This is a genomic window from Natronomonas sp. CBA1123 (assembly GCF_009741925.1).
In the GTDB taxonomy this organism is placed as follows: domain Archaea; phylum Halobacteriota; class Halobacteria; order Halobacteriales; family Haloarculaceae; genus Natronomonas.
This window is the reverse complement of sequence record NZ_WPCC01000059.1, coordinates 1-15,786: the sequence shown is the minus strand read 5'-3', so window position 1 is coordinate 15,786 and position 15,786 is coordinate 1. Positions and strand designations below refer to the sequence as shown.

16 protein-coding genes and 1 pseudogene are annotated in these 15,786 nt (G+C 65.6%); 8 read left to right on the top strand and 9 right to left on the bottom strand.

Features of this window, described 5'->3' with window-relative positions:
- Both GJ631_RS17200 and GJ631_RS17195 read right to left on the bottom strand, forming a co-directional pair.
- On the bottom strand, positions 1–1,229 hold a 1,229-nt coding region (locus GJ631_RS17200), incomplete at its 3' end, for an acyl-CoA dehydrogenase family protein (protein WP_231754017.1).
- A gap of 102 nt (positions 1,230–1,331) precedes the next feature.
- Positions 1,332–1,610 carry a PadR family transcriptional regulator gene (locus tag GJ631_RS17195; protein ID WP_156710334.1) on the bottom strand — a complete coding sequence of 93 codons (279 nt, stop codon included), beginning with the start codon at positions 1,608–1,610 and terminating at the stop codon, positions 1,332–1,334.
- A gap of 246 nt (positions 1,611–1,856) precedes the next feature.
- Between GJ631_RS17195 and GJ631_RS17190 the strand changes: the two genes are divergently transcribed.
- Entirely contained in the window at positions 1,857–2,537 is a 681-nt protein-coding gene (locus GJ631_RS17190; RefSeq protein WP_156710333.1) for a hypothetical protein, read from the top strand.
- On the opposite strand, the gene GJ631_RS17185 is transcribed toward GJ631_RS17190, so the two are convergent.
- Positions 2,534–3,958, bottom strand: a complete 1,425-nt coding sequence (locus GJ631_RS17185) for a sodium-dependent transporter (protein ID WP_156710332.1) — start codon at positions 3,956–3,958, stop codon at positions 2,534–2,536. The two genes, GJ631_RS17190 and GJ631_RS17185, sit on opposite strands and share 4 nt — an antisense overlap.
- A gap of 86 nt (positions 3,959–4,044) precedes the next feature.
- On the opposite strand from GJ631_RS17185, the gene GJ631_RS17180 reads away from it, so the two are divergent.
- A complete protein-coding gene (locus GJ631_RS17180; protein WP_156710331.1) occupies positions 4,045–4,329 on the top strand; it encodes an amphi-Trp domain-containing protein in 285 nt (94 codons plus the stop codon).
- Positions 4,330–4,521: 192 nt separating this feature from the next.
- On the opposite strand, the gene GJ631_RS18800 is transcribed toward GJ631_RS17180, so the two are convergent.
- A complete protein-coding gene (locus GJ631_RS18800; RefSeq protein WP_178917488.1) occupies positions 4,522–4,668 on the bottom strand; it encodes a hypothetical protein in 147 nt (48 codons plus the stop codon).
- Positions 4,669–4,751: 83 nt separating this feature from the next.
- On the opposite strand from GJ631_RS18800, the gene GJ631_RS17175 reads away from it, so the two are divergent.
- The 3 genes from GJ631_RS17175 (at position 4,752) to GJ631_RS17165 (ending at position 7,451) form a co-directional block, all read left to right on the top strand.
- Positions 4,752–5,711, top strand: a complete 960-nt coding sequence (locus tag GJ631_RS17175; protein WP_156710330.1) for an asparaginase — start codon at positions 4,752–4,754, stop codon at positions 5,709–5,711.
- Between the two features lie 42 nt (positions 5,712–5,753).
- Entirely contained in the window at positions 5,754–6,464 is a 711-nt protein-coding gene (locus GJ631_RS17170; protein WP_156710329.1) for a TFIIB-type zinc ribbon-containing protein, read from the top strand.
- Positions 6,465–6,548: 84 nt separating this feature from the next.
- Positions 6,549–7,451 carry a citramalate synthase gene (locus GJ631_RS17165; protein ID WP_156710328.1) on the top strand — a complete coding sequence of 301 codons (903 nt, stop codon included), beginning with the start codon at positions 6,549–6,551 and terminating at the stop codon, positions 7,449–7,451.
- Between the two features lie 165 nt (positions 7,452–7,616).
- Here GJ631_RS17165 and GJ631_RS17160 read toward each other — a convergent pair whose 3' ends face one another.
- From GJ631_RS17160 to glyA, 5 genes are all read right to left on the bottom strand, one after another.
- A complete protein-coding gene (locus tag GJ631_RS17160) occupies positions 7,617–8,120 on the bottom strand; it encodes an NUDIX hydrolase (RefSeq protein ID WP_156710327.1) in 504 nt (167 codons plus the stop codon).
- A gap of 11 nt (positions 8,121–8,131) precedes the next feature.
- Complete coding sequence (folD, locus tag GJ631_RS17155; RefSeq protein ID WP_156710326.1) at positions 8,132–9,025, bottom strand: bifunctional methylenetetrahydrofolate dehydrogenase/methenyltetrahydrofolate cyclohydrolase FolD; 894 nt, start codon at positions 9,023–9,025, stop codon at positions 8,132–8,134.
- 92 nt (positions 9,026–9,117) lie between these two features.
- Positions 9,118–9,585 carry a hypothetical protein gene (locus tag GJ631_RS17150; RefSeq protein WP_156710325.1) on the bottom strand — a complete coding sequence of 156 codons (468 nt, stop codon included), beginning with the start codon at positions 9,583–9,585 and terminating at the stop codon, positions 9,118–9,120.
- A gap of 20 nt (positions 9,586–9,605) precedes the next feature.
- Positions 9,606–11,012 carry an FAD-dependent oxidoreductase gene (locus GJ631_RS17145; RefSeq protein ID WP_156710324.1) on the bottom strand — a complete coding sequence of 469 codons (1,407 nt, stop codon included), beginning with the start codon at positions 11,010–11,012 and terminating at the stop codon, positions 9,606–9,608.
- Positions 11,013–11,075: 63 nt separating this feature from the next.
- Positions 11,076–12,350, bottom strand: a complete 1,275-nt coding sequence (glyA, locus tag GJ631_RS17140) for a serine hydroxymethyltransferase (RefSeq protein WP_156710323.1) — start codon at positions 12,348–12,350, stop codon at positions 11,076–11,078.
- Positions 12,351–12,503: 153 nt separating this feature from the next.
- Here glyA and GJ631_RS17135 point away from each other — a divergent pair, with 153 nt between their 5' ends.
- The 3 genes and pseudogenes from GJ631_RS17135 to GJ631_RS17125 all read left to right on the top strand — a co-directional run.
- Positions 12,504–14,453, top strand: coding sequence for a hypothetical protein (locus tag GJ631_RS17135; protein WP_156710322.1), 1,950 nt, complete (start codon positions 12,504–12,506; stop codon positions 14,451–14,453).
- Positions 14,454–14,583: 130 nt separating this feature from the next.
- On the top strand, positions 14,584–15,393 hold the full coding sequence (gene tbsP / locus GJ631_RS17130) for a transcriptional regulator TbsP (RefSeq protein ID WP_156710321.1): 810 nt from the start codon (positions 14,584–14,586) through the stop codon (positions 15,391–15,393).
- Between the two features lie 130 nt (positions 15,394–15,523).
- A pseudogene (locus GJ631_RS17125) lies at positions 15,524–15,786 on the top strand (bacteriocin biosynthesis protein SagD); the annotation flags it as partial.

Here is a 15,786-nt window from a genome sequence, read left to right as displayed (position 1 = left end):
TCCCCAAGTTTTTTGCGCCCGAGTGGTTCCGCGCCTGTGGCGCGGAACCCCGAGGGCGTAAAAAAGTGGGTTTTTAGAAGCCCCTTACCCTGCAGTTCGCGGGCGATAATCATCTTCTGGATTTCGGTGGTACCCTCGTAGATTTGGGTAATTTTGGCGTCGCGGTAGAACCGCTCGGCGTCGAAGTCGTCGACGAACCCGGAGCCACCGTGAATCTGAACACACTCGTTTGCGTTCTTGACGGCGGTTCGGGAGGCGAACTCCTTGGCCATCGAGGCAAGCTTCGTCAGTTGGCCGTCGGCGTTGTCGACGGACCACGCCGATTTGTAGGTGAGGTTGCGTGCGGCTTCGGCCTCGGTGTGCATGTCAGCGAGTTTGTGCTGGATGGCCTGGAAGTCGCCGATGGGGCGGCCGAACTGTTCACGCTCCTGGGCGTATTCGAGGGCGCGACGCGCCGCACCCTTGGCGATGCCGACGCCCTGTGCGGCGACGCCGGTTCGGGTCTCGTCGAAGAACTGCATCTGCTGGAGGAACCCCATGCCTTCGGTCCCGACGAGGTTTTCCTCGGGGACGCGAACGTCGTCGAGGATGAGTTCGGCGGTGTCGGAGGCACGGATGCCCATCTTGCCCGTAATCTTGTCGGCGGTGAAGCCGTCGCGGTCGGACTCGACGATAATCTGTGAGAAGCCGTTGTAGCGACCGTCGGCGTCAGGGTCCGTCTTACACAGGACAACGAAGAAATCACCAACGCTGCCGTTGGTAATCCACATCTTGTTCCCGTTGATAACCCACTCGTCGCCGTCCTTCTCCGCGCGCGTGCTCACGCTCGACACGTCCGAACCCGTGTCCGGCTCAGAAATCGCCGCGCCCATGATGGCATCGCCGGAGGCGATGGGTTCGAGGTACTCCTCTTTCTGCTCCTCGGTACCGAATTCGATGATGGCCTCGCCACCGAAGCCGGTCGAGGACAGACACAGACCGATACCGGGGTCGGCCGCGAACAGTTCCTCGACGATGATGGCGGTGTCGAGAACGTCGTAGCCGGCGCCACCGTACTCGAAGGGAATCTGCGGGGCGAGCAGACCCATCTCGGCGGCCTTGTCGACGACCTCGTGGGGATACTTCTCCTCGCGGTCGTACTCCTTGGCGACCGGGAGAATCTCGTTTTCGGCGAAGCGCTGAACCTCGCTTTTCAGTTGTTCCTGTTCCTCGGACAGTTCGAAGTCCATACCGCTACGTTCGACTGAAACTATAAAAGGCCAACTTTTCCTAACGACGTTTGCAGGAACCCTACCGTTGCTTTACAACGATAACCGTTATTTGCCGGTTATTTATGATAGGTCGACGTACTGGTCCTCCCACTCACGGCGTGCCTCTATCTCTCGGCGGCCGCGACGGGTGAGCGTATAGAAGTTGGTTCGGCGGTCCCGCTGACCCTTTTCGACGAGTCCCTTGTCGACGAGCGTGTCGAGGTTGGGGTAGAGCCGACCGTGGTGGATTTCCTTCTCGTAGTAGTCCTCCAGTTCTTCCTTGATTGCGAGGCCGTGGGGGTCGTCGCGACCCGCGATGACGTACAGCAAGTCTCGCTGGAACCCTGTCAAGTCGTGCATCGGTAAGTTCTGTTTCGGTGTTACTGTCCAATTAGGTTAAATATGTCGGAGTGATACTCGATTCGATCCCGCTAACCGACCCGAGACGACCGCTATGTGTCGTTCAGTCGAAGCAACCCTGATTGGATAGGTGATACGTTTCGGTGAATTATCGGAACCTGAACACTGCTCGCATAGGTCGTTCGTGAACTACTCCCGGAAAAGAGTCATTACCGTGTCGCGTCCTCAACAACGTACGTCGATTTGATGTTCACATTCGAAGCGCTCGTGGTGGCACTACTCGTCGCCGGCATCGTCGCCGCGCTCGTCGAAGGGATTCGACGTGAGAGCGGCGCTGTCGTCGTGAACGCCGTGGCTGCCCTCGGCATCACCGCCGTTCCCTCGGCCGTCCTGTTGTCTCTCGAGGCGGGCCCTGCGCTGGTGTGGGACATCACGCTCTGGGCTGCGGCAGCCAGTTTCCTCCACTCCCTCGGTATGCTCGGACTCTACGAGTCCGTGGACTGGTGGGACCACTTGACGCATACCCTCTCTGCCGGCGTGCTCGCGGCCGCGTTCTATCCGATGAGTCTCGTTGCCTGGTCGGACACGGCGGAGTTGACACTCGCCGTCGCCGGGGCGACTGTCGGCTTGACGCTCGCGGCCGGCATCGCGTGGGAAATCCTCGAATTGGTCGCACGCGAGTTGGGCAAGCGCTACGATATCGAACCGATCCTCGTCCACTACGGCCGGCGAGACACCGCTCTCGACCTCGTCTTCGATGTCGTCGGTGCAGTGTTGGTCCTCGCACTCGACGTGCGGCTGTTCCTCCCGGTCGTCGAGCAGTATCCCGAGATGGCGGGCGCGTTACTGACCGGGAGTGCAGTCGGCTGTGCAATCGGTATCGTCGCGCTGACAGTCGCAGTACTCGTCCTCCGTCGGCTGGATTAACGCCGGTTTCGACCGATGCGCGGCGGACTCCACCCCCGATTTCGGAGGAGCCAGCCGACCACGACCGAGAGCGAAAGCAGGGCTGCGGCGACACCCACCGCGACGCTGTCGACTCTGGCGGTCCCCACCAAGAGCCGCCACGCCGGCCGAGCGACGCCGGCGACTTTCGCGCCCGTGACGCCGACGAGCACCACCGGGATGAGGTAGCGAACGAGCGGGTACAGGCCACCGAGGTCCTCACGGACGGCTTCGAGGTCGACGACCCAGACGAAGACGGTGACGATGAGCAGCGCCGACACCGGGAGGGCGAACGTGCCGACGGATTCGTCGATGATGTCGAGGACGGGACGGCCGAGAAGCGAGATGTCCGCCGGACTGTAGCTGAGCGCCGACGGGATGCCGAGCAGGAACACGCCCGCCGTAATGCCGACAGTTGCCGGACGGCGCTCGAGCCGCGTCGTCGTCGCTGCCGCGGCGACGCCGACCTCCAACAGTGCGACGGACGAACTCAACGCGGCGAAGAACAACAACCCGAAGAAGGCGGTTGCAACGACTCGACCGAACGGCATCGTCGCGAACGCCGTCGGGAGGGTCGTAAACGCCAACTCCGTCCCGAGCGTCGGCTGGAGCCCGAAACTGAACACGATGGGGAAGATGACCAATCCCGCGACGAGCGCCGCCCCAACGTCGAGCACCGTAATCGCCAGCGACGACCGGAGCAGGTCGGCATCGTCTTCGACGTAACTCCCGTAAGTGAGCATGATTCCCTGCCCGACCGACAGCGAGAAGAACACCTGTCCGAAGGCCGCACTCCAAATACCGAGGTCACCGAGAACCGAAAACTCCGGCGTGAACAGGAACGTTGCTGCCGCTCGCCACCCAGACAGCGTCACCGCATACAGCGCCAGCCCGACCAGAACGACGAACACCGTCGGCATCACGACTCTCGCCATCCGCTCGATGCCGCCGCGAACGCCCATCGAGACCACACCGCCGGTCAGTACCGTCACGACCACGAAGTAGCCGACCGGAAGCCAGCCGTCGACGAACCCCGCAAACGTCAGTTCGGTTCCGGCGAGCCACGAGAGGAAGAATCCGAACACCCAGCCCGTGAGGACGAGGTAGTAACTGAGAATCAGCAACACGCCACCGACGACGAGCCAACCTGCGGCAGCGTACGCCGGTCGAACCGACCGAAACGCCGACACAACGTCGGTTCGGAGGGTCCGCCCCACGGACAGTTCGAGGACGAGCATCGGAACCGCACAAACCAGCGCCGCGATGAGGTAGGGCACCAGATACGCCCCGCCGCCGTTCTGTCCGACTACCGCCGAGAACCGCCAGACGTTGCCGAGACCGACGGCCGCACCGACCGTCGCGAGGAGAAAGCCGAGTCGAGACGACCACCGTTCCGGACCCATGGGGCCCTCTGCGTCGGTGGGTGCCTTAATTGTACGTCGGCACCAGTCACCTATCCGTTTATTCCCACCGACCACGTACAGTGCCCATGGAGGAAGTCCTCTTCAAAACCGAACAACGACAGTCCCGAGCCGAAATCGCAGACCATCTTCGTGCAGTGGCCGACAAACTCGAGGCCGGTGAGCCGGTGACTCTCTCGTCGGGCACCGAAAGCATCAGTCTCGAAATACCGTCCCAACCGACCTTCGAGGTGAAAGCCGAACGCGAACAGGAAGGAACCTCCTCGGAGCTCAGCGTGGAGTTCGAACTGGAGTGGGACGAAAACGACGGCGACGGGAATGGCAGCGACGACGCTGGTTTCGAAATCGCCTGATTCCGGACCCAGAACTCTCTCTTCGTTTGTTAGTTAGCGAGTGGAAAGCCCCGAGCCGGATGAAAAGGACCGGCCGGGGGCTTGCCGCCCTGAATTGGTCCCCGCTGACGCTTCGGCCCTCCAAGCGAAGCGTCACCTGAATCAAGTAGGTACCGCATCATAAATGTACCGGCACCGGTGAGGCCTACCGGACTAGATGTACTCCTCTTCGAGGACCCATCCTAGCGCCCGCTTGTAGTAGGTGAACATCTGCCGGACACCTTCGTGGTTCATGTCCTCGTCGTCGAGTTCGTTTTTCAGGAATTCGTACTGCTCTCGGATTTCCTCTTCGTCGCGCATACCGGACACTCTCACGGGAGTCAAATGAAAGTTCGTCACCCGGCGACCGCAACGCCCAACCCGACGCCGACAGCAGGTGGCGTATGCGCGTCCACGTCATCGCCACCGGCGGAACCATCGCCTCGACCGAAGACGGCGACGAGGCCGGCGCCGCCCCGTCGCTCTCCGGCGACGACCTCGTCGAGGCCGTCCCCGACCTCGAATCGTTCGCGGACATCACCGTCGAGAGCGTCGCCAGCCACCCCGGATTCGACATGTCACCAGCGGTCTGTGCACGCGTCGCCGAGCGCGTTCGAGCCATCACCGACGAGGTCGACGGCGTCGTCGTCACTCACGGTACCGACACACTCGCGGAGACCGCTCACTACCTCGGGCTCACGACGGACGGACCGGTCGTCGTGACGGGGGCCCAGCGACGGCCCGACGAACTCGGCAGTGACGGCCCGACGAACCTCCGAACTGCGGTCAGAGCCGCCGCCCACGACCGACTCGACGCCGGCGCGTTCGTCGCCTTCGACGAGGAGTTGCACGCGGCCGCGACGGTCCAGAAATCCCACACGAGTTCGCTCGATACGTTTCAGTCCCCCGAGGCGGGACCCATCGCACGGTTCACCCGGCGCCGAATCCACTGGCACCGCGACCCGACAGCGACCGACACACGGCTCCCCGTTCCCGACCCCGAATCCCACCCGACGGTACCCATCGTCGTGTCGGCTTCCGGCGTCGGCCGGGACGCGTTCACTGACGCCGCGTCCCGCGGGGACGCCGTCGTCGTCGCCGGCACGGGCCTCGGAAACACGACGGGTGCCCTCGGCGAGGCCATCGCGGACGCCGACTGTCCGGTCGTCATCGCCTCCCGGTGTTACGCCGGGCCCACGGAACCGGTGTACGGCACACCCGGCGGCGCGGCGACGCTGGCGAACTACGACCACGTCCGATTCGCGCACGGAACGCCGTGGGCAGCGCGCATCGAACTCGTCCTCGCGGTCGCCGCCGGCCGCGTCGACGAGCGCTTCGATGCGTTCGACGTGTTCTCGGCGTGACGGTCCGGGACTGTTTTGCCGGCGACGGCCCAAGGGAGCGACATGAAGGTCCGCGGCCGACGGGAATGCAAAGAATGCGGGACGCGGTGGTCCTACTACGACACCGGGGAAATCGCGTGTCCGGGGTGTGGCAGCCTCCACAGCGTCGGCACCGACGACGAACGGTCGTTGCACACCGCGACGGCGGCGACGCTCGACCTGTCGCCGGTCCGAAACGCTATCGACGAACAGCCCACCCGACGACTCGCAGAACGCGCGGTAGAACGATGCCGGGAGTTCACCGGCGGCTACGGGTTCATCCGGTCCGGCTCCCTCCAACCGCTCGACGACACCTACCTCGCGGCGATGGAGCTTCGACACGTCGCCGGTGAACTCACGCGACGGATGGATAGCACCGACGACGAGGAACTCTACTTCACCACCCTGCTTCGGGCCGACGAGGGCGAGCGGCCGGCCGTCGAGGAGGTCCCGGACCCCCTCCGAGCGATGCGTGGCTTGGCGTACGCCAACGCCGTCAAGGAGTATCGCTCGGACCTCCGTCGGTATCTGGAGGAACACCCCGACCCAGTCGTCGGCGACATCCTCGAACGCCTCGGCGACCACACCAAACGCATTCGCGCACTCGACGGCGACGTGGCCCCGCGAGCGGTCGAGTCGCTCGTGGAATCGGCCCGCGACATCGGCCGATATCTGAGTTCGGGCGAGGAAAGTGCGCTCGCCGCCGCCGAATCCCGACTGGACGAACTGGCCTGAACCGCCCCAGAGTGTTTAATCGGTGCCGTCCTCAGCCCGATACATGAGTTGGCTCAGCGACGTACCTCAAGGAGGCCCGACCGAATGAGACTCTGTGATACCACCGTTCAAGCGGCCGCACAGCACTCCGACCGAACGTACACGGCCGACCAGTTGGTCGAAGCGGGGCAGGCGCTCGACCGACTCGGCGTGCCACTGGTACGGGCCGGAAACCCCTCCGTGTCGGGCGTCGAACCCGAGACAATCAGCCGCCTCGCGTCGAACCTCGAGGCCGACGTGGTGGCGACCTGTCGCGCCCGGACCGACGAGGTGGAGACAGCGCTCGAAACCGGCGCGGACATCGTCGAGGTGTCGATTCCCGTTTCCGACGTGCGACTCGAAGCGGTACTCGGGATGTCGCGCGAGGACGCGTTCGACCGCGCCGAGACGGCGATACGCCAAGCTCGTGAGGGCGGCGCTGACGGCCACCTCCATTTGCAGGACGCGTTCCGTGCCGACGTACCGTCGGTCGCCGGCGCGTTCGGACGGTTCGATGGCTCCATCGTCCTCGCGGACACCGTCGGCGCTCGGACGCCGCCGTTCGTCGCGGGCTTCCTGCGGACGCTCGCCGACGCGAGCGCCGACCTCACACGGGCCGGCGTCAGTTTCCGCGACGACCTCGGCTGTGCGACGGCGAACTCACTGGTCGCCGCCGAGACGGGTATCGACCGCGTCGACGCCAGCGTCGCTGGTATCGGAACTGGGGCCGGAAGGGCCGCGACCGAGGAAGTAATCGTCGCGACGGTAACGGGCGGCGGCGACGCCGGCGTTGCCACTACCGAGACGATTCCCGCCTGCGAAGACGCCCTCGGGGCGCTCGACGAGTCAGTCGACGAACGGAAAGCCGTACTCAGTGCGGGAGCGAGCGGAGACGGGTCGGGGACCGAAGGTGGGATGGCCGGCGCCGCGGCGTTCCGAGCGTACGACCCCTCGACGTTCGGCGGCTGACGACGGGGAGAGCGTGGCGAGGCGAATAATCCCTCCCGGGCCGATGGGACTCACAGCGAGTGGCGAACAGGCGGCACGTCGACCCCCGAAGCGCTGTGCCGCGCTCCCGCTGGACACTCCGGGGTAGGCGAGTCGAGCACGGGGGTCCTGGTCCCGTGTTCGTATTTAAAGATACGTGTCGACGAGTCGAGCGACGAGGTCACGGTCGAACGTGTTTTCGGGTACTTCGTCGAGCCACGCTGCCTCGTCGATACCCTCCGACGGGCGCCCGGGGTTCGAATCGATGCCCGTCGTCAGGGGTGTCCCGAGGAACGTCGCGAAGTAGAACTGGTAGCTCGACCCGTCGCTGTCCCGGACGAACGTCTGCTCGGCGATGGCGGCGAGGCCGGTGAGTTCGATGGTGACGCCCGTTTCCTCTTCGACTTCGCGCATCGCACCCACCTCGGGCGGTTCGTCCGCTTCGAGGCGGCCGCCGGGCAGAAGCCACGTGTCGCCCTCGCGGACGAACAGCACACGCCCGGAATCGACGACGAGCGCGCCGACGCCCCACGCGCCGTCGTCGTCGCGCTCCATCGCTCGGTCGAAGCGGTCGGCGTCGATTTCGATACGCTCGGCTTTCCGGTAGGGGTCGTCGTAGCGCGCGGCGAGGTCCTCCGGCGTGAGCGACATGGCCGAGACAGTCAGGGTAACTCGACTGCGATGTCCTCCTGCAGTCCGGCGGCTTTGACCGTGTTGTACAGCAGCATTGCGCGCGTCATCGGTCCGACGCCACCCGGAACGGGCGTGATAGCGCCGGCTTTGGCCTTCGCGCTCTCGTAGTCCACGTCGCCGACGAGTTCGTACCCTTTCTCGGTGTCGGCGTCGACGCGGTTGATGCCCACGTCGATGACGGTCGTGCCCTCCGAAATCATCTCGCCGTCGATGAACTCCGGCAATCCGGCGGCGGCGACGACGATGTCCGCGTTCCGAGTCTTCGCTTCGAGGTCTTCGGTTCGGGAGTGACACACCGTCACCGTCGCGTTGCCGTCCGGGGCTTTCTGGAGCAGGAGGTTCGCCAGCGGCTTGCCGACGATGTTCGAACGGCCCACGACGACGGCGTCGGCGCCTTCGGTTTCGATGTCGTAGGCTTCGAGCAACTTCTGGACGCCGTGGGGCGTACAGGGCCGATAGCGGTCGTTGCCGGCGACGAGGCGGCCGACGTTCTCCGGGTGGAAGCCGTCGACGTCCTTCACCGGGTCGATGCTCCGGAGGACTCGCCGCTCGTCGACGTGGTCGGGCAGCGGCATCTGGACGAGGATGCCGTGGACCGACGAATCGGCGTTGAGTTCGTCGATGGTGTCGTACAGTTCCACGGCGGGCGCGTCGCTGTCGATTTCGACGTGAATACCGTCGATGCCGACCTCCTCGCAGTCGCGCTGTTTCATCGAGACGTACGTCTCGCTTGCGGGGTCGTCGCTCATCAGAACGGTCGCCAGTCCCGGCGTCACGCCCGCTTCGGCGAGGGCGTCGATGCTCTCGGACAGCGACTCGCGAATCTCGCTGGCGACGGCGTTGCCGTCGATGACCTCTGTCATTGTCGAGAATCCGGCGCGCCGAACGTATCAATGATTCGGGTTCGTGCCTGTTTGTCGCCGTATAGCGGCACGAGTGTACACGAACGTGAGTATCAGGGGCAGTCGCTTTCGTCGAATGTCGTCGGTTCGCTCCCCTGTTTGACGCCGCGTGTCGCTCCCGAGTCGAGGGCGAACAGCACCGCTCGCCCGCCGTATCCGTGCGTCTGGTCGTGGCCGCGGACGACCACGCAATCGACGTCTTCGGGGATTTCGACGGTCGAAGAGCGGGTGAACTTCCGGGTCCCGTGGGAGTGGGCGAGGTCCCTGCGACCGAGGCGGTCGCCGTCGAGCGTCTCGAGTTGCCACCAGTTCGCGTACCCCTCCTCGCCGTCGTCGTCGTGATACAGCGTCACTGAGAACCGATAGCCGCCGTCGACGCGTTCGGCTTCGACGCCGGTGACGTTCGCCTCCCGGAGGTCGAGGTCGCCCTCGTCGGACCCCTCGCTGTCTTCATTTTCGTCGCCGGTATCGCCGGTACAGCCCGCGAGTCCCGCGACGAGCAATCCGAGTCCACTCGCCAACGTGCGACGGCGCCCGACGGTCACAGTTTCCCACCGAGCACCTTCGCCGCGGTCAACACCGGGTCCCACGTCGTGTTGAACGGCGGCGCGTACGCGAGGTCGTAGTTCGCCAGTTCCTCGACGGTGGCACCTTCGGTGACGGCACCGACGACGGCGTGACTCCGGTGGACTGCGCCCTCGCCGTACTCGCTGGCGAGGCTGACACCGAGGACCCGCCCCGACTCGCTGTCGGCGGTGAGCGTGACCTTGACCGTCCCGCCCTCGGGGTAGTAGCCGGCGCGCGATTTCGCGTCGATGGTGACCGTCGTGGGGTCGAAGCCAGCGTCCCGTGCCTCCTCGTCGTCGAGGATACCGGTTCGGGCAGCCTCGACATCGAAGGCCTTGACCGCGGCCGTCCCCGCGATGCCGCCGCCGACGGAGGGGTTTCCAGCGACCGTCTCCCCGATGGCGCGACCGTGGCGGTTCGCGGTCAGCGCCAACGGGACGTACGCCGGTTCGCCAGTGACGACGTGTTCGGCCTCCGCACAGTCACCGGCGGCGTACACGTCGGGGAGGTTCGTCTCCCGGTAGGCGTCGGTCGCGATGGCACCCGTCGGCCCCAACTCGATGCCGGCGTCCTCGGCGAGGTCGGTCCGGGGTCGGACGCCGGTCCCGAGCAGCGCCATCTCGACGGGGACGCGCTCGTCGGCCGTAACGACGGCCTCGACGACGTTGTCACCCTCGAACGCCTGCACTTCGCTGTTCAGATACAGCGCGACGTTCTGCTCTCGGAGGTGGTCGGCGACGTATGCGCTCGTCTCCTCGCTGAACCCCTTGAGTACGCGGTCGCCACGCTGGAAGAGGTGGACCTCGAAGTCGTTTGCGGCGAGCGCCTCGGCCATCTCGACGCCGATGTAGCCGCCGCCCACGACGGCGACCGGCCCGGTACACGATTCGAGGAACTGACACGCCGGCCCGCGGTCCGGCTGTTCGAGTGGACTCGATTCCCGCGAGCGGGCGACGAACTCCCGAAGCTCCTTGCCATCCGTCATCGATCCGAGGGTGTAGACGCCTTCCTGTTCGCGGCCGTCGATGGAGGGGACGACCGCTTCCGCCCCGGTCGCGACGAGGAGGTGGTCGTAGCCCACCGTCACCTTGCCGTCGCCTCGGGCCGTCACTGTCCGGTCGTCGGGGTCGATGTCGACCACCTCGTGGCCCGTCCGGAGGTCGATGTCGCGTTCTTCGCGGAATTCCTCGGGCGTGATGGAGACGAGGTCCTCGAGGCGCTGAATTTCGCCTTTGATGTAGTACGGAAGCCCGCAGGCCCCGTAGGAGACCCACTCGCCCTTCTCGAATACGACGACATCGAGGTCGGGGTCGTCGCGTTTCGCCTTGCTCGCGGCCGACATCCCGGCTGCGTCTCCACCGACGACGACGAACGTGCTCATTGCTGGCGGTTCGCCGGCGGAAGGGATAAAAGTCAGTCGAGTGTGTGGCGGCAGTGAACGCGCCTACTGGAAGTCCGTCAGCGACCCTTCGCGGTCGTACAGCGGGTACTCGGCGCACAACCCTTCGACTTCGGCGGCCGCCTCGGCCTTCACGTCCTCGTCGTTCGGTGCGTCGACGACGCGGGCGATGATGTCGGCGACCTGCTCGCAGGCCTCCTCGTCGAAGCCGCGGGTGGTGAGTGCGGGCGTGCCGGCGCGGATGCCCGAGGGGTTGAACGCGCTTCGCGTCTCGCCGGGGACGGTGTTCTTGTTGAGGACGATGCCGACTTCCTCGAGGGCCTCCTCTGCGACGCCGCCGGGGGTGTCGGGATGAGACTCACGCAGGTCCACGAGTACGAGGTGGGTGTCGGTGCCCCCGGAGACGAGTTTGAAGCCGTGTTCCTGGAGGCGCTGGCCGAGCGCCTTGGCGTTGTCGACGACCTGCTGGGCGTACTGCTCGAATTCGGGTTGGAGGGCTTCGTTGAAGCCGACGGCCTTGCCGGCGACGTTGTGCATGAGGGGACCACCCTGCGCGCCGGGGAAGACGGCCGCGTCGATGTCGTCGGCGTACTCCTGGTCGCACATGATGATGCCGCCGCGACCGGCGCGGATGGTCTTGTGGGTCGACCCGGTGACGAAGTCGGCGACGCCGACGGGCGATTCGTGGACGCCCGCGGCAACGAGGCCGGTGATGTGGGCGATGTCCGCGAGGTGATAGGCGTCGACGGAGTCGGCGGTTTCCTGTACGCGCTGGAAGTCGACTTCGCGGGGGTAGGCGGAGTAGCCCGAGACGATGATGTCGGGGTCGAACTCCTGGGCCAGCGAATCGAGTTCCTCGTAGTCGATGTAGCCGGTCTCGGGGTCGACCTCGTACTGTTCGACCTCGTAGGTCTTGCCGGTGAAGTTGGCGGGGTGGCCGTGGCTGAGGTGGCCGCCGTGTTCGAGTTCCAGCGAGAGGATTTTGTCGCCCGGTTCGAGCATGGCGAGGTAGACGCCCATGTTCGCCTGCGTGCCCGAGTGGGGCTGGACGTTGACGTGTTCGGCGCCCCACAGCTCTTTGGCGCGCTCGATGGCGAGTTCCTCGACGGTGTCGGCGTACTCACAGCCGGCGTAGTAACGCTCGCCGGGGTAGCCCTCGGCGTACTTGTTCGTCAACTCCGAACTCTGGGCTTCGAGAACCGCCTTCGAGACGTGGTTCTCGGAGGCAATCATCGCCAGGGTGTGCTCCTGTCTGTCGCGTTCGCCGTCGAGGGCGTCGGCGACCGCTGGGTCGGACTCCCGAACCTGCTCGTAGCTCATACCAGCAGGTCGGGAACGCCGAACCAAGAAGCTACCCGTTCTTGGCAAGCACGGCCGGTGTCGATGCCATCGGAGGGTCGACTTTCGGCCCTTCGGGACGACCGTTCGATGCCGGGAGTAGTATTATACAACAGGGAACCAACCGAACGATAGATGGTCGAGTGGGCCGCGGCTGAGGACTGTGTCTGCGGATTCGGCGACGACGACTCGGTGGAAATCGGTGTCAGTGACTGGCAGCTCGGCGGTGACCCGTCGTCGCTACCCGCCGCCACCGACGCCGTCGTCGTCGGCACCACTACCCGGCTCGGTTTGCCCGCGGATGCGGCTGTCTTCGTCGCTTCGGCGGGCGACCGACTTCTCGAACCCGACGCGCTTCCGGCGGGCCGACACCACCTCCGGGTGGCCGCGCCTGTGGAATCACACCTCGCCTTCGACGGTCCAGCGACCGTCGTCGACGCCGGTGACGGTTTCGGAGTCGAATTTCCGGAACCGACAGCAGTGGCCGTCGGGTTCCGCGAGGCTCGGACACCACGTCCCACGGTAACCGTACCGAAGACGCCGGCGGGACTGGCGACCGCAGTCACGGCCGCCGGCGGGACGCATCGAACGACTGGCCCGGCCCGTTCGCATCCGGGGTTCCGCCCTCGGACGCCCCGTGTGACCTTCGGCAAGCAGTCGATACCGGCGGAGCTTCGCGACCGCTCGCCAGCGGCGACAGTAACCGTTCCACCCTCGACGAGGGCCGTCCTTATTGCGGCACCACTGACGTACTACCTCGGAGGCGAACTGAGGGTGGCCGAGGGGGTGCCACACATCGAGAGTCCGGAGCTCTCTCGGACCTTCGAGCCCCTCCCCGCGTTCGCCGACACCGTCGCGGAGTGGCTCCGACGGCTCTGTACCCTCGACAGCAGACTGCGTTCGGTCCCCGGTGAGTCGGGGGCGATGTCCGTCGACGGCTACGATGCCGAGACGTTGCGGTCGGCACCGGCGACGGCACGGTTGCGAGCCGCACTCGAAGCGTCCTCGCCGACGCTGCCGCAGTGGCCGCTGTCGACCTACGTCGACGAAACCGTCGAAAACGGGCGGTACCTCCCGTACGTGCTCGACCGATTGAGCCTCGTCCACCCCGCGGAGTCGTCGGCGCTCGACCCGAAGGCGCTGTTGAAGCGGAGTCTCGACGAGTTCTATCGCGGCGAGTCCCCGAACGTCGAGGCCGTCGACCCGACGCTCTCGGAGAGCCGCTTCCACGCGTGGCTCGCCGACGGAACCCCCGTCGACGCCTATACCCTCCTCGGCGCGGAATCGGGGCGACGGCCGCCGACGGAGGGGCTGACGGTCGACGTGGTGTGCAACGACGCCGACATGGCGTCGGAACAGGCGGTCGCCTCGGTGTATCGCCGCCGGCTCACGGACCACGACGTATCGGTTCGGGTTCACGAGGGGCTCCAGCGCCGGGAATTGGCAGCGGTATTCGAAGGCCGGACCGATTTGGTCCACTTCATCGGCCACGTCGAAACGGACGGACTGGTGTGTCCGGACGGCACGCTCGCCGCGACCGACCTCGATGAATGCGGGGCAGCGGCGTTCTTCCTCAACGCCTGTGGCTCCTACTACGAAGGATACGACCTCGTCAGACAGGGGGCAATCGTCGGCGCAACGACGCTGACGGCGGTACTCGACGAGCAGGCGGTACGACTCGGGACGACGTTCGCCGAACTGCTCGCCGCCGGCTACTCCTTCGACCGGGCGCTGTCGATGGCCCGGCGCGAAATCATCGTCGGGCGCGACTACGTCGTCGTCGGTGATGGCACGCACCGACTCCGCCAGCCGACGGGACAACCGGCGACGCTCGACATACAGACCGACGGCGAGGCGTTCACCGTCCGATACGACGTGACGGCACCGGATTCGGCCGGCAGACGGTACGCCGAACCGTTCGACGGCGAAGAGCGACTCGCGGGAACGTCGGCGACGACGACCCTCGAGCGCGGGGGGCTCCGCGAACTGCTATCACGACACTCGGTCCCGGTGCGTTACGACGGCGACCTCGTGTGGGCGACGGAACTGGCGGAGCGATTGGGAGCGACGAGACAACACGATTAAATGGGCGACGAACTGCTGTATAAATAACCGAGGCCGTACAGATACGGCAATTTATGTATTTCAGGGGAGTTTTCCATCGATAATCCCGCTAATATTAAATACGTTCAGAGACATACTTTCACACACGATAATGCAATCAAACCTTGTCGAGCGGACCGTTGCCGATGTTCTCAACGAGGCGCTCAGCGCCGCCGACGAAGAGCTGTTCGTCGTCAACCCCCCCGCAGATGTCATCGAGGAACTCGTCGAAGTACTCGGCGAGGAAGCCCCGACTGTACGGTTGCTCGCAGCGGAGAGCGAGCTGAAATCCGTGATGGACGACTTCATCGTCGCGAGTCGCGCGGCCGACCACATCGAGGCCGAACGGCTCGACGTACGAACTCACGAGGGCGGAACCAACACGCTTCTCGTCACCGACGCCTCCGTCGTCGCCATCGTCAGCGCCGGCGACCGGGTCGCCGGCCTGGCGACCGACGACGAGGCGTTCATCGAGAGCGCATACGAGCAGTTCACGAGCGACTGGGAGAGCGCCGAGTCGTTCAACCTCCGAACGCCCGCCATCTCGCGTGTCCGAGAGACGCTGACGGCCGAACTCGGCGAACCGACCGCCGACGACTTCGACGGCGTCTTGCAGTCGCTGGAGACGGCCCGGGGCGACGGCGACGGCCTCGACGAGGTGACCATCTCCCTGCTCGTCGCGGCGAAGAACGAGGACCTCCTCTACGACATCTCGAAGTGGGGCGAGGACGTCGGCATCGCCTCGAAAGCCACCTTCTCCCGGACGAAGACCCGGATGGAAGAGATGGGACTCATCGACACCGAGAAGGTCCCCATCGACGTGGGCCGGCCGCGACTCCGTCTGAAACTGGGCGACGACCGCCTGCGTGAGGCCGACACCGGCCAACTCGCCAGCGTCGCTCAGTCGATGCTCGCCGCCTGAAGCGCCCAGCGGTCCGCTCTTCTCCCTCCGATGCCCCCACGTTTATCGACCGCCGACAGGTAGGGAGGGCTATGGAAACCAATCGCGAACGGCCCTCCGCGGTCGCCTCCCGAACGGCGGTGTCGTCGGCGTGACCACTGTCGGCTTGCTCGGCGGTGGACCCGCTGTCGAAGCGATTCGTTCGGCGCTTTCGGATACGGATGCCGAGGCCGTCGCCATCGATGCCGACAGTATCGGTGCGACCGATGTCGCCGCGGCCGTCGGTTCGGTCGGCGACGATGGGTTCGCCGCCGCGGCGGCAGCAGCCCGGCGGACGGACACCGCGCTTCTCGCCGTCGAACTGGGCGGCATCGGTGGTCTGGCTGTCGAGGGCGTCGACGCCGCCATCTCGGG